Annotated in this window: 2 protein-coding genes; both read right to left on the reverse strand. The window is 76.0% G+C overall.

The genetic code is table 11. The annotated features are described in order from the left end of the window. Nucleotides 1-16: 16 nt before the first annotated feature. Nucleotides 17-6,295, reverse strand: a complete 6,279-nt coding sequence (locus ACFUJ1_RS16305) for an SDR family NAD(P)-dependent oxidoreductase (RefSeq protein ID WP_378646288.1) — start codon at nucleotides 6,293-6,295, stop codon at nucleotides 17-19. Between the two features lie 3 nt (nucleotides 6,296-6,298). Beyond that, complete coding sequence (locus ACFUJ1_RS16310) at nucleotides 6,299-14,704, reverse strand: SDR family NAD(P)-dependent oxidoreductase (RefSeq protein WP_378646290.1); 8,406 nt, start codon at nucleotides 14,702-14,704, stop codon at nucleotides 6,299-6,301. Between the last annotated feature and the right edge of the window lie 14 nt (nucleotides 14,705-14,718).

A 14,718-nucleotide genomic window follows, 5' to 3' on the forward strand; every position in this document is an offset into this window, starting at 1 on the left:
GGCCCCTCGCCGTGCGTCAGGACTCCAGTCGCAGCAGCCACTCCCGCACCGCGGCGGCGGTCGTCGGGCCGTGCTCCTCCAGCGCGGTGAAGTGGTCGCCGGGGATGTCGGCGGTGCCGTGCGGGACGGGCCAGTAGGCGCGCCAGTCGCGGTCGCCGCCGACGGTGGTGCCCGGCAGCGCGTTCTCGGCGCGCAGCAGGTGGATCGGGGTCGCGATCGGGCCGGGGCGCCAGTCGGCGAAGATGCGGTTGTAGCTGCCCATGGTGGTGAGCCGGTCGTCCTGCACCGCGAGGTCGAAGCGGTCGACCCGCTCCAGCATGCCGCCGATCATCGAGCCGACCCACCACTCCATGCCGGGCTGGGTGGCTGCGTCGATCGGGTAGCTGTCGACCAGCACCAGCCCGCTCGGCGGCAACCCCTCCGCCTCGAGCGCGGCGGCGACGGCGTGCGCGGCGCAGCCGCCCATCGAGCGGCCGAGCACGACGAAGGGCCGGTCCGGCGGGAGCGCGGCGCGCAGCCCGTCGACGCCGAGCCGGACCAGGGTCTCGATGGAGTCGGGCAGGTCGTCGCTGCCCGCGGTGAAGCCGGGCCACGGGACGACGAAGAAGTCCCGCTCGCCGCGGAACTCCTGCGCCACCCGCGAGTACTCGTGCGGGCCGGAGATCGCGCTCAGCGCCGGGAAGGCGACGACGGCGGTCGGGGCCGGGCCGGTGGCGAGCCGGATCGGCTCGAGGGCGTGCCGTTCCCGCCCGTCCGCCGGGAAGGTGGTGCGGGCGTGCGAGGCCGCGATCAGCAGCTGCGCGGCCTCGGCGTACTTGCCGCTCTCGTGGATGCGGCGGTGCAGGGCGGCGAGGCCCGTCGCGGCCGGTTTCTCCGATGCCGTCGGAGTCTCGATCTGCGTGCCGAGGAAGGTGGCGATGGCCTCCGGGGTGGGGTGGTCGAAGGTGAGGGTGGCGGGCAGCCGCAGGCCGGTGGCCCTGGCCAGGCCGTTGCGGAGTTCGACGGCGCTCAGCGAGTCGAGGCCGAGTTCGACGAGGGCGCGGGCGGGTTCGATGGCGGTGGGGTCGGGGTGGGCCAGTGCGGCGCCGGTTTCGGTGCGGACCAGGTCGAGCAGGGCGCGCTGCCTGGCCTCGGGGTCGAGGCCGGCGAGTTCGGTGAGTGCCGAGCTCCGGGTGCGGCGGCGGGTGCCGGTCAGGGTGCGCAGTATCGGTGGGGTGGCCTCGGTTTCGGCGCGCCGGGTGAGGGCGGCGGCGTCGAAGCGGGCGGCCACCACGACCGGGAGGTCACCGGCGAGGGCGGCGTCGAACAGGGTGGTCGCGAGGTCGGTGGGGAGGGAGCGGAGGCCGCCGCGGGCGATGCGGGCGCGGTCGGCGGGGGTGAGGTGGGCGGTGGTGCCGCTGGGCTGCTCCCACAGGCCCCAGGAGATCGAGGTCGCGGGGAGGCCGGTGGCGCGGCGGGCGGTGGCGATGGCGTCGAGTTCGGCGTTCGCCGCCGTGTAGGCGCTCTGGCCGGGGCCGCCGAGCAGCGCCGAGACCGAGGAGAAGAGGACGAATCGGGTGACCGTCGGCAGCTCCGCGGTGAGTTCGTGCAGGTGGCGGGCTCCTTCGGCCTTCGGGGCGCGGACGGTGGTCAGGCGTTCCGGGGTGAGGTCGGCGAAGAGGGCGTCGTCGACCACGCCCGCGGCGTGCACCACCGCGGTGAGCGGGTGGGTCTGCGGGATGTCGGCGAGGGCGGCGGTGAGTTCGTCGCGGTTCGTGATGTCGGTGGCGCGCACATGGACGGTGGCGCCTGCCGCCTCGAGCTCGGCGCTGAGTTCGGGGGCGCCCGGGGTGGCGGTGCCGCGGCGGCCGAGCAGCAGCAGGTGCCGTACCCCGTGCGTGGTGACCAGGTGTTTGGTGATTTCGGCGCCGACGCCGCCCAGGGCACCGGTGATCAGTACGGTGCCTTCTGCGTCCCACTCCCGGGGTTCGGCGTCCGGAGCCCAGCGGTGCAGGCGGGGTACCAGGATGCTGCCGTCGCGGAGCGCTGTCTGCGGGTCCTCCGCGGTGGCGAGCGGGGGCAGGGCGGCGAGTGTGGTGAGCGATTCGTCGGTGCCGTCGAGGTCGGTGAGGATCAGGCGGCCGGGTTGTTCGGCCTGGATGGAGCGGACGAGGCCCCAGATCGCGGCCGCGGCGGGGTCGGCCCCGATGGCGGCGGGGTGCGGTGGGTCGGTCGCGGTGGGATCTGCCTGCTCCGTTGCGATCGCGGCCTGGGTGGCGACGATCAGGGGCAGCGCTTCCAGGGCGGAGTCGGCGAGCCATTCGCGCAGGACGGGGATGGTCTGGTCGAGTGCGGTCGCGGTGAGGACGGCGGCGGTGGCGGCGGGGTGTTCGGTGGCGGCGGCGGGGCCGGACACCTCCTCGGCGCGGTGGCCGAGGGCGCGGAGCCGGGTGGCCGTCTCGTCGTCGTTCAGCACCAGGAAGGTGGCGGGGGCGGCGGGGGCGGGCGGGGCCGGGACCCAGACCGGCTCGTACAGGGCGTCGCGCAGCTCCGAACGGGCGGAGCGCAGCTGGGCCGCGGAAACGCGGCGCGCGACCAGGCTGTCGATGGTCAGGACCGGGGCGCCGGTGGGGTCGGTGGCGTGCAGGGCGACGGTGTCCGGCGCGGTCTCGGCGATCCGGACGCGCAGGGCGGCGGCGCCGGTGCTGTGCACGCGAACCCCGTTCCAGGCGAACGGGAGCCGGTTCGTCCCCGCCGGGATGTCGGCGAGCGCGCGCAGGGCGGGCAGGTGCACGGCGGCGTCGAGCAGCGCGGGGTGCACGCCGAAGGCGGCCGCGCGGGCGCGCTCCGGCTCGGGGAGCTCGACCTCGACGAAGAGCTCCCCTGCTCGCTCCCAGGCCCGGCGCAGCCCCTGGAAGGCGGGGCCGTAGGCGAGGCCGGTGCCGAGCAGCTCCGGGTAGATGCCGGTGACATCGACCTCGGTGGCGTCGGCGGGCGGCCAGGTGCGCAGGTCGGGAAAGGGATCGCCGGGCTCGGCGCCGAGCAGGGCGGTGGCGTGCCGGATCCACTCGCCACCGGACGGACGGGAGTGGATCCGCACCTCGGCGCCGGTCACGGTGACCTGGAGGTCGACCGGGTCGTCGCCGAGCACCAGCGGCGCCTCCACCAGGAGCTCCGCCACCCCATCGGCACCGGTCTCCGTGCCTGCCCGTGCCGCCAGGTCGAGCAGCGCGGTTCCCGGGACGATGACGGTGCCGAGCACCGCGTGGTCGGCCAGCCACGGGTGGCTGCGCAGCGAGACCTGCCCGGTGAGCAGCACGCCGTCACCGGATGCGAGGGTGACCGCGCCGGTGAGCAGCGGGTGGTCGATACCGGGGACGGTCCCGCGCGCCCGGCCCGCCTCCCGCTCCGCCCAGAAGCGGGTGCGCTGGAAGGCATAGGTGGGCAGCGGGATCCGCGGGGTCTCCGGGACGAGCCCGGTCCAGTCCACCGGGTGTCCCTGGGCGAAGGCAGTCGCTGCGGCGGTGAGCACGGTGCCGAGCTCGCCGCGGCCGCGGCGCAGCACCGGCGCGACGACGGTGCCCGCACCGCGCAGCAGCGGGGTGAGGACGGCGTCGGCGCCGAGCTCGAGTACGGTGCCCGCGCCCTGGTCGCGCAGGGTGGCGACGGCGTCGGCGAAGCGGACGGTGCCGCGCAGGTGCCGCACCCAGTAGCCGGGGCCGGCCAGGTCGGCGGCGGTGAGCACGGCGCCGGTGGAGTCCGAGACCAGGGTGGCCTCGGTGGGTTCGGTGAAGACCAGCTCGGCCACGACCTTCTCGAAATCGGCGAGCACCGGCTCCATGAGCGGGGAGTGGAAGGCGTGCGAGACGGTGAGCCGCCTGGTGCGGCGGCCGCGCTCGGCCAGTCCGGCGGCGATGGCGAGCACCGGGGTCTCGGCGCCGGAGAGCACGACCGCGCGCGGGCCGTTCACCGCGGCCAAGGCGACCTTGGCGCGGTCCGGGTGCTGCTCCAGGGCCTGGCGCACCTCGGCCTCGGTGGCCTCGATCGCGACCATGGCGCCGCCGGGCGGTTGCTCGCCCATGAGCCTGCCGCGGGCGGCGACCAGGCGGGCGGCGTCGGCGAGCGAGAGCGCGCCCGCGACGTGCGCGGCGACGATGCCGCCGATGGAGTGGCCCGCGACGGTGTGGAAGCGGAGGCCCCAGGAGCGCAGGAGCCGGTACAGCGCGGTCTCGACCGCGAAGATCACGGCCTGGGTGTAGACCGTGGAGTCGATCAGCCCCTCGGTGCCCGGGGCGCCGAACGCGACGTCGCGGACCGAGTGCGCGGCCACCGGGGCGAGGTGCCGGTCCAGCAGGACGACGGTCTCGTCGAACGAGGTGCGGAACTCCGGGAAGCGTTCGTACAGCGCGCTGCCCGCGCCCGCGCGCTGGCTGCCCTGGCCGGCGAAGACCGCCGCCAGGCCGGTGCCCGAGCGGGCGGCCGGGGTGATCACCCCCGGTGCGGGGCGGTCCTCCGCAATGGCGGTGAGGCCGGTGATCAGGGCTTCTCGGTCGGCGGCGAGCACGACGGCCCTGGTGTCGAACTCGACCCGGTGCCGGAGCAGGGTCGAGGCCGTGGCATCGAAATCGGCCCCCGCCGAGACGAACTCGGCGAGCCGCGCCGCTTGAGCCGCCAGCCCGGCTCGGCCGACGCCGGAAACCACGAACGGCTGTTCGCCGACCGGCGCCACCCCGTCAGAGCCCGGCGCCACCCCATCAGAGCCCGGCACGACCCCGTCGGTGCCCGGGGCGACCCCGTCGGTACCTGGCACGACCCCGTCGGTACCTGGCACGACCCCGTGGGAACCTGGCGCGACCCCGTGGGAACCCGGCGCGACCCCGTGGGAACCCGGCGCGAATTCGCCAACGGGCGCGACGGGATCGAGCCCGTTGGCGGGCGGCGCCTGTTCCAGGACGACGTGGGCGTTGGTCCCCGACACTCCGAAGGCGGAGATCCCCGCGCGCCGGGGGCGCCCGGTCTCCGGCCAGGAACGCCCCTCGCTGAGCAGCGCGACATGCCCGCTCTCCCAGTCGACCAGCGGGGACGGCGCGTCCAGGTGCAGCGAGGCAGGCAGCCACCCGCGCTCCAGCGACTCCACCAGTTTCACCACCCCGGCGACGCCGGCGGCGGCCTGCGCGTGCCCGATATTCGACTTCAGCGACCCCAGGTACAGCGGCTCACCCCCGTCCCGCGATCCGTAGGTGGCGAGCAGCGCCTGCGCCTCGATGGGGTCGCCGAGCACGGTGCCGGTGCCGTGCGCCTCCACCGCGTCCACCTCACCGACGCCGAGCCCGGCATCGCCGAGCGCCGCCAGGATCACCCGCTGCTGCGCGGGCCCGTTGGGCGCGGTGAGCCCGTTGGAGGCCCCGTCCTGGTTAACCGCGCTCCCCCTGATCACCGCGAGCACCGGGTGCCCCAGCCGCTGCGCGTCCGAGAGCCGTTCCAGCAGGAGGGTTCCCACACCCTCGGCCCACCCGGTGCCGTCCGCGCCCGCGGCGAAGGCCTTGCACCGGCCGTCGGTGGCGAGCCCGCGCTGCCGGGAGAACTCGGTGAACCCGATCGGCGTCGACATCACCGACGCCCCGCCCGCCACCCCGAGGTCGATCTCCCCCGAGCGCAGCGCCCGCACCGCCAGGTGCACGGCGACCAGCGACGACGAGCACGCCGTGTCCACGGTGACCGCGGGCCCCTCGAACCCGAAGGTGTAGGCGATCCGCCCGGAGACGACGCTGCCCAGGTTGTTGATCGCCAGGTACCCCTCCAGATCCTCGGGGATCGGGTCGAGCCGGGAGCCGTAGTCGTGCCCGGCCAGCCCGGCGTAGACGCCGGTCCGGCTGCCGCCGAACGCGTTCGGGTCGAGCCCGGCGCGTTCGAACGCCTCCCAGGTGGTGCGCAGCAGCAGCCGCTGCTGCGGGTCCATGGCCAGCGCCTCGCGGTGCGAGATGCCGAAGAAGTCCGGGTCGAAGTCGGCGACACCGGCCAGGAAGCCGCCGTGCCTGGTGTAGGAGGTGCCGGGGCGGTCCGGGTCGGGGTCGTAGAGCGCGGCCAGATCCCAGCCGCGGTCGGCCGGGAACTCGCCGACGGCGTCACCGCCCGCGGCCACCAGCTCCCACAGCTGCTCCGGGGATTCGATCCCGCCGGGCAGCAGGCAGGCGGTGCCGACGATCGCGATCGGCTCCCGGGTCTTGGCCTGCAGGTCGTCGAGGCGCTGCTGCAGCTTCTGCTCCTTGGCGATGGAGCGCTTGAGGTAATCGCGGAGTTTGGCTTCGGTTGCCATGGGTCAGGTCCTGTCTACCAGGTCGAACAGTTCGTCGTCGGTGGCGGAGTCGAGGTCGGCGGCCGGTCCGCCGTCGCCGTCGAGCCGGTCCGCGAGGGCGCGCAGCCGCTCCGCGAGCGCGCCCGCCTCGCCGTTCACCGCGGTGAGCGCGGATTCCAGGGTGCGGAGCGCCGATTCGGCGTCGCGCGGTTCGGGTTCCCTGCCGTCCGGCAGGGCGGAGACCACGAATTCGGCGACCGCCTCCGGGGAGGGGTGGTCGAAGATGAGCGTGGCGGGCAGCGCGAGGCCGGTGGCCGCGCGCAGCCGGTTGCGCAGGTCGACCGCGGTGAGCGAGTCGAGGCCGAGATCGCGGAAGGCGCGGGAGACCGCGACCTCGTCGCCGCTCGGGTGTTTCAGGACCGCCGCGGTCTCGTCCCTGACCAGCGAGAGCACGGCGGCGCGGCGGGACGGGATGTCCAGCCCGGTGAAGCGGTCGAGCGCGACCGGGGCGGCCGGTTCCGGGGTCACCGCGCGGGGGGCGCGCTCGTCGCGGCGGGCGGCGGAGCGATCGGCGTCGATCCAGTAGCGGGTGCGCTGGAAGGCGTAGGTGGGCAGCTCGATCCGGTTGCCCCGTGGTGCGGCCCATTCCACCGGGATGCCCCTGGTGTGCGCGGCGGCGAGCGAGGTGGTGAAGCGGGCGAGGCCGCCGTCGTCGCGGCGCAGCGTGCCGACCACGGCGGTGGCGGGGGTGCCCGCCGCTTCCAGCGTCTCCTCGACGGTGGTCGCGAGCACCGGGTGCGGTCCGATCTCCACGAAGGCCCGGTAGCCCGCCTCGGCCAGGGCGCGGGTCGCCTGCTCGAAGCGGACCGTGCCGCGCAGGTTGTCGAACCAGTAGCCGCCGGTGAGCGCGGTGCCGTCGATCCAGTCGGCGGTCACCGTGGAGAGCAGCGGGATCGCCGACTCCCGCGGCCGCACCGGGGCGAGCGCGGCGGCCAGCTCGGCGCGCAGCGGCTCCACCGTCGGGGAGTGCGAGGCGTAGTCGACGGCGACCCTGCGGTTGCGCACGCCGTCGGCCTCCAGCCGGGCCAGGATCTCCTCAACGGCCGCGATCTCGCCGGAGAGCACCACCGAGGTCGGTGAGTTGACCACGGCGACCGCGACCCGGTCGGCCCACGGCTCGATCAGCTCGGCGGCCGCGGCGGCTGGCAGCTGCACCGCGGCCATCGCGCCGGGACCGGCGCTCGCGGCGATGGCGCGGCTGCGCAGCGCGACCACGCGGGCGCCGTCCGCGATCGAGAGCGCGCCCGCGACGACGGCCGCGGCGATCTCGCCCTGCGAGTGCCCGACGACGGCATCCGGTTCGACGCCGTGCGCGCGCCACAGCGCGGCCAGCGCCACCATGACCGACCACAGCGCGGGCTGCACCACGTCGACCCGCTCGTCGTCGATCCCGGCGGTGCCGAGCAGCACCGGGAGCGGATCCCATTCCACGTGCGGGGCCAGCGCTTCGGCGCACTCGGTGAGCCGGTCGGCGAAGACCGGGGCGGTGCGGTACAGCTCGGCGGCCATGCCGCGCCACTGGCCGCCCTGGCCGGGGAAGACGAAGACGGTGCGCCCGGCCACGTCGGCGCTGCCGCGCGCGGCGTGCTCGGGGAGCGCGCCGCCCGCGGCGAGCGCCTCCAGCCCGGCGCGCAGGGCGGTGTCGTCGCCGACCAGCACCGCCCGCTCGGTCAGCGCGGCCCTGCCCTCGAGCAGGGTGCGCGCCACGTCGGCGGCGTTCACCTCGGGCCGGGAGCGCAGGTACGTCGCGAGCGCCACCGCCTGTCCGCGCAGCGCTGCCGGGGTGTGCGCGGAGAGCACCCAGGGCAGCGGGCGCTCGTCCGGCAGCGGGCTCACGACACTGCCGCCGGGCGCGGCCGACACCGAATCGGCGTTGGTCACCGTGCGCACGGCTCCGCCGGTGTCCGTTCCCTGCCCGCTCCGGGCGGGCAGCTCCGGCTCTATGGGCGGCTCCTCGATGATGACGTGCGCGTTGGTGCCGCTGACGCCGAAGGACGAGATCCCCGCGCGGCGCGGGCGAGCCCCCGGCTCCCACGGGACAGCGGCGGTGAGCAGCCGGACTCCCCCGTCCGACCAGTCCACGTGCGGCGTCGGCGCGTCGACGTGCAGGGTGCGCGGCAGGGTGCGATTCCGCAGTGCCAGGATCATCTTCGCGATCCCGGCACCGCCCGCCGCCGCCTGGGTGTGCCCGACGTTGGACTTCAGCGACCCCAGCCACAGCGGTCGCTCCGGGTCGCGCCCGGCGCCGTAGGTGGCGATCACCGCCTGCGCCTCGATCGGGTCGCCGAGCGTGGTGCCGGTGCCGTGCGCCTCGACAGCGTCCACGTCGGCGGCGGTGAGCCCGGCATTGGCCAGCGCCTGCCGGATCACCCGCTGCTGCGCGGGGCCGTTCGGCGCGGTCAGCCCGCTGGAGGCGCCGTCCTGGTTCACCGCGGAGCCGCGGACCAGCGCGAGCACCGGATGCCCTGCACGCCGCGCGTCGGAGAGCCGCTCGAGGACCAGGATGCTGACCCCCTCGGCCCAGCCGGTGCCGTCCGCGGCCGCCGCGAACGCCTTGCACCGCCCGTCGGGGGCGAGCGCCCGCTGCCGGGAGAACTCGACGAAGGCGGCCGGGCTCGACATCACCGCGACCCCGCCCGCCAGCGCCAGATCGCTCTCCCCCGAGCGCAGCGACTGCGCGGCCAGGTGCAGCGCGACCAGCGAGGACGAGCAGGCGGTGTCCACGCTGATGGCGGGCCCCTCGAACCCGAAGGTGTAGGAGATGCGGCCGCTGGCGATACTGCCCGCGCTGCCGTTCACCAGGTACCCCTCCAGGTCGGGTGGTGCGTCCTGGATGTGCGGGGCGTAGTCGTGGTACATGGTGCCCGCGAAGACGCCGGTCCGGCTGCCGCGCAGCGAGGTCGGGTCGATCCCGGCCCGCTCCAGCGCCTCCCAGGAGGTCTCCAGCAGCAGCCGCTGCTGCGGGTCGGTGGCGAGCGCCTCGCGCGGCGCCATGCCGAAGGCGGCGGCGTCGAAATCGGCGACGTCGGTGAGGAATCCGCCGTGCCTGGTGTACGAGGTGCCCGGGGTGGCCGGGTCGTCGTCGAAGAGCGCGGCCAGATCCCAGCCGCGGTCGTCCGGGAATTCGGCGACCGCGTCGCCGCCGGATTCCAGCAGCCGCCAGAGCGCCTCCGGGCTCGCGATGCCGCCGGGCAGCCGCAGCGCTACCCCGACGATGGCGATCGGGTCGTCGTCCCCGCCGCCGCGCTGCGCGGCGACCGCCCGCTCACCGGTGCCGCCGCCGAGCAGGTGGTCGAGGAAGGCGGCGATGGCGTCCGGGGTGGGGTGGTCGAAGGTGAGCGTGGCCGGGAGTTTCAGCCCGGTGGCTGCGGCCAGGCGGTTGCGCAGCTCGACGGCGGTGAGCGAGTCGATGCCGAGCTCGGTGAGCCCGCGGTCGCCGCGGATGCCCGCGGGGTCCGGGTGGTCGAGCGCGGCGGCGGCCTCCCGGCGCACCAGCTCGAGCAGGGTCGTGCGGCGCTCGGCGGCGGGCAGGGCGCGCAGCCCCGAATCATGCTGCGCCGCGGTCGCCTTCGCCCGGGTCCGGCGGACGAGTCCGCGCAGGACCGGGGTGTCGGTGCTGCCGGTGAGCGCGAGCGGGGCCGGGATCAGCAGGGCCCGGTCCCGGTGGAAGACGGCGGCGTCGAAGAGCGCGAGCCCCTCCTCGGTGGCCAGCGCCCGGACGCCCTGGCGGGCCAGCCGGGCCCGGTCGGCGTCGGTGAGGTGCGCGGTGACCCCGGTCGTCTCGGCCCACAGCCCCCAGGCGAGCGAGGTGGCGGGCAGGCCGTCGGCGCGGCGCCGGGCGGCCAGCGCGTCCAGGCCGGTGTTGGCGGCGGCGTAGGCGGCCTGGCCCGCGGTGCCGAGGATGCCCGCGACGGAGGAGTAGAGGACGAAGGCGGCCAGGTCGTGGTCGCGGGTGAGCTCGTCGAGGTGCCCGGCGGCGGTGAGCTTGGGGGCGAGGACGGCGGCCAGCCGCTCCGGGGTCACCGCGTCGAGCACGCCGTCGTCGACGATGCCCGCCGTGTGCACCACCGCGGTGAGCGGGTGCTCCGGCGCGACGGCCGCGAGCAGCCTGGTGACGGCGTCCCGGTCGGTGACGTCGGCCGAGACCACCAGCACGGTCGCGCCCGCGGCGCGCAGCTCGGCCGCGAGTTCGGTGGCGCCGGGTGCCGCCGTTCCGCGGCGTCCGGCCAGCAGGAGGTGCCCGACGCCGTGCTCGGCGACCAGGTGCCTGGCCAGTGCCGCGCCGAGTCCGCCGGTACCGCCGGTGATCAGGACGGTGCCGTCCGGGTTCCAGGCCCTGCCGTCGGCGACGGCGGTGGAGCGGGCCAGGCGGGGCAGGTGGGCGGTGCCCGCGCGCAGCGCGAGTTGCGGCTCGCCGTCGAGCGCGGCGGCGATGGCGTGGTTGAGGACGGCGGCCGAGGCGGCGGTGTCGTCGGTGTCGAGCAGGATGACCGCGCCCGGCCGCTCGGTCTGGGCGCTGCGGGCCAGCCCCCAGATCGGGGCGGTTTCCGGGTCCGGCCGGTCGCCGTCGAGCACGGCGACGGCGCTGTGCGTGAGCACGACCAGCGGGTGCTCGGGCTCGGCCTGCTGCAGGGCGGCGAGGGTCTCCGGCAGCGCCGCGTCCCAGATCCGGTGCCCGAGCGGGGTGACCGCGGGCAGCGGGTGCTCGACCCAGCCGAGCTCGTACAGGTCGGCAACGGCGGGTGCGGAGCCGGTGGCGGCGCGCAGGGTGAGTGCGTCGACGGTGAGCACCGGGCGGCCCGCGGTGTCGGTGGCGCGCAGCGCGGTGAGGCCGTCCGGGGCGGCGGTGAAGGTGACGCGCAGCGCGGTGGCGCCGCTCGCGTGCACCCGGACGCCGGTCCAGGCGAACGGGATGCGCGGCGCGGTGAAGTCGCCGGTGAGCAGCGCGACCGGGTGCAGCGCGGCGTCGAAGAGCGCCGGGTGCACGGTGTAGCCGCCCGGTTCGCCGTCGGGCAGCGTGACCTCGGCGGAGATCGTGTCGCCGCGCTGCCACACGGCGGTGAGGCCGCGGAAGAGCGGGCCGTAGTCCAGTCCGGCGGCGAGCAGCCGGGCGTAGACCTCGGCCGGGTCGAGCGCGGCGGCGTCGGCGGGCGGCCAGGATTCGGTGCCGCCGATGGCCGACGATCCCGGCGGGGTGAGCGCGGAACCCCCCGGTGCCTGCGCGGAAGAGTCGGCGATCGAACGGGATTCGGCAGTGCCGGTACCGCGCAGGGTGCCGGTGGCGTGCCGGGTCCACGGGACGTCCGGCCGGTCGGCCGGGCGGGAGTGGATCTCGACGGTGAATTCGTCGCCGGTGCGACGGGCCTGAGCCTGCAGCTCCACTGCCGCCTCCGGCCGCAGTACCAGCGGCGCCTCGATGACGAGTTCGTCCACGGTGTCGGCGCCGACGGTGTCGGCCAGGTGCACCGCCAGCTCCACCAGCGCGGTGCCGGGCACGAACACCGCGCCGGCGACCACGTGCTCGGCCAGCCACGGGTGGCTGCGCGGCGAGATCTGTCCGGTGGCGACCGCGCCGTCCCCGCCCGCCAGCGCGACGACCGCGCCGAGCAGCGGGTGCCCGCCGACCACGCGCTGCCCGGATTCCACGGTGGCCCAGAACCGTTCGGCCCGGAAGGCATAGGTGGGCAGCGGGGTGCGCGGGGCCTCGGGCACCACCGCGGCCCAGTCCACCCGGTGCCCGTGCGCGAAGACCGTCGCGGCCGCCCCCAGCACGGTCGCGACCTCGTCCCTTCCCTTGCGCGCGGTCGGCACCGCGGCGACCTCGTCCCCGAGCGTGGCCGTGACCAGCGGGGTCAGCACCGCACCGGCGCCGACCTCGACGAAGACCCCGGCTCCGGCCGCACGCGCGGTGCGCACGGCATCGGCGAAACGCACGGTGCCGCGCAGGTGCCCGGTCCAGTAGGCCGGGTCGGCGAGCTCGGCCGCGGTGACCACCGCGCCGGTCGCGTCGGAGACCAGCACCGGGCCGGTCGGCTCGGCGAAGGTCAGCCCGGCGACGACCGCCGCGAACTCGGGCAGCACCGGATCCATGAGCGGCGAGTGGAAGCCGTGCGAAACGGCGAGCCGCCGCGTACGCCTGCCCGCCGCGGTGAATTCGGCGGCCAGCTCGAGCACCGGCTCCTCGGCGCCGGAGAGCACCACCGCGCGCGGGCCGTTCACCGCGGCCACCGCGACCCGCGCATCGCCGGCCAGCCGTTCCCGTACCTCGGCCTCGGTGGCCTGCACGGCCACCATCGCCCCGCCCGCGGGCAGCGCGCCCATGAGCCGGGCCCGCGCCGCGACCAGCCGGGCGGCATCGGGCAGCGTCAGCACCCCGGTGACGTGCGCGGCGACGATCCCGCCGATGGAGTGCCCGGCCACGACGCCGATCTCGATCCCCCACGACTCCAGCAGCCGGTAGAGCGCGGTCTCCACCGCGAAGATCACCGGCTGGGTGTACTCGGTGGCATCGATCAGCCCCTCGGTCCCCGGCGCGCCGAAGGAAACCGCGCGAATCGAGTGCGGCGCGCCGAGTTCGGCGTCCAGCAGCGTCGCGGCGGCATCGAAGGCATCGCGGAACACCGGGAACCGCGCATACAGCTCCGCCCCGGCCCCGGCGCGCTGGCTGCCCTGCCCGCCGAAGACCACCGCCACCGACCCGGCGGCGGGCTGCTCCGGAGCGGTGACGACGCTCGCGGCCGAGGTCCCGCCGGACACCGCCGCCAGCCCCGCCCGCAGCCCGGCGTGATCGGCGGCCAGCACGACGGCCCGCGCCCCGAACCGCACCCGGTCCCGGATGAGCGACGAGGCCACCGAACCGAGCGGTGCGGCTTCGTCCAGGTGCGCGGCGAGCCGCTCGGCCTGCCCGCGCAGCGCCTCCGGAGTGGCGGCGGAGAGCACGAACGGGGCGACCCCGGTGAGTGGAACCGGTTCGCCTTCGGCGTTCTCCGGCGCCTGCTCGAGCACGACGTGCGCATTGGTCCCCGAGACCCCGAAGGCCGAGACCCCCGCCCGCCGCGGCCTTCCGGTCTCCGGCCACTCCCTGAGCTCGGTGAGCAGCCCGACCTGCCCGGACTCCCAGTCCACCAGCGGCGACGGCTCGTCCACGTGCAGCGTCGGCGGCAGCACGCCGCGCTCCAGCGCCAGCACCGCCTTGATCACCCCCGCCACCCCGGCGGCGGCCTGGGTGTGGCCGATATTGGACTTCACCGACCCCAGCCACACCGGCGTCGCCCGGTCCCGGCCGTAGGTGGCGAGCAGCGCCTGCGCCTCGATCGGGTCGCCGAGCGCGGTTCCGGTGCCGTGCGCCTCGATCAGGTCGACGTCGCCGGTGGTCAGCCCGGCGTCGGCGAGCGCCTCCCGGATCACCCGCTGCTGGGCCGGGCCGTTGGGCGCGGTGAGGCCGTTGGAGGCGCCGTCCTGGTTCACCGCCGAGCCGCGCAGCACGGCGAGCACCCGGTGGCCGTGGCGCTGCGCGTCGGAGAGCCGCTCGACCAGCAGCACCCCGACGCCCTCGGCCCAGCCGGTGCCGTCGGCGCCCGCCGCGAACGCCTTGCAGCGCCCGTCGACCGCGAGCCCGCGCTGCCGGGAGAACTCCACGAAGATGTCCGGCGCCGCGAGCACGGTCGCGCCGCCCGCCACCGCGAAGTCGATCTCGCCCGCGCGCAGTGCCCGCACCGCGAGGTGCAGCGCCACCAGCGAGGACGAGCAGGCGGTGTCGACGGTGAGCGCGGGCCCCTCGAAGCCGAAGGTGTAGGCGATCCGCCCGGAGAGCACGCTGGCCGCCGTCCCGGTGACCAGGTATCCCTCGACCGCGGCGGGCACCGGGCCGGGTCCGGTGACGTAGGTCTGGCCGTTGGTGCCGGTGTAGACGCCGGTGCGGCTGCCGCGCAGGGTGCGCGGGTCGATCCCGGCCCGCTCGAACGCCTCCCAGGTGGTGTGCAGCAGCAGCCGCTGCTGCGGGTCCATGGCGAGCGCCTCGCGGCGGGAGATGCCGAAGAAGTCCGGGTCGAAGCCGGCGACGCCGTCCAGGAAGCCGCCGCGGGTGGTGTAGGTGGTCCCGGTGTGCGCGGGGTCCGGGTGGTAGAGCGCGGCGGTGTCCCAGCCGCGGTCGGCCGGGAAGTCGCGCAGCGCGTCCCTGCCATCGGCCAGCAGCTCCCAGAACTGCTCGGGGGTGTCGGCGCCGGGCAGGCGGAGCCCGGTCGCCACGATGGCGATGGGTTCGCGGGCGGCGTCGGTGACCTCGCGCAGTTCCTCGCGGGTCTTGTAGAGTTCCGCGCTCACCCGCCGGAGCAGGTGCCGCATCTTGTCGTCGGAGGCGACGTCGTTCACAGCGTGACCTTTCG

Origin of the sequence: Nocardia sp. NPDC057227 (assembly GCF_042669725.1) — a bacterium.
Lineage (GTDB): Bacteria > Actinomycetota > Actinomycetes > Mycobacteriales > Mycobacteriaceae > Nocardia > Nocardia asteroides_A.

Excerpts from the sequence above, each read along its gene's own strand:
- ACFUJ1_RS16305 (WP_378646288.1), bottom strand. The coding sequence starts at position 6,295 with ATGGCAACCGAAGCCAAACTCCGCGATTACCTCAAGCGCTCCATCGCC.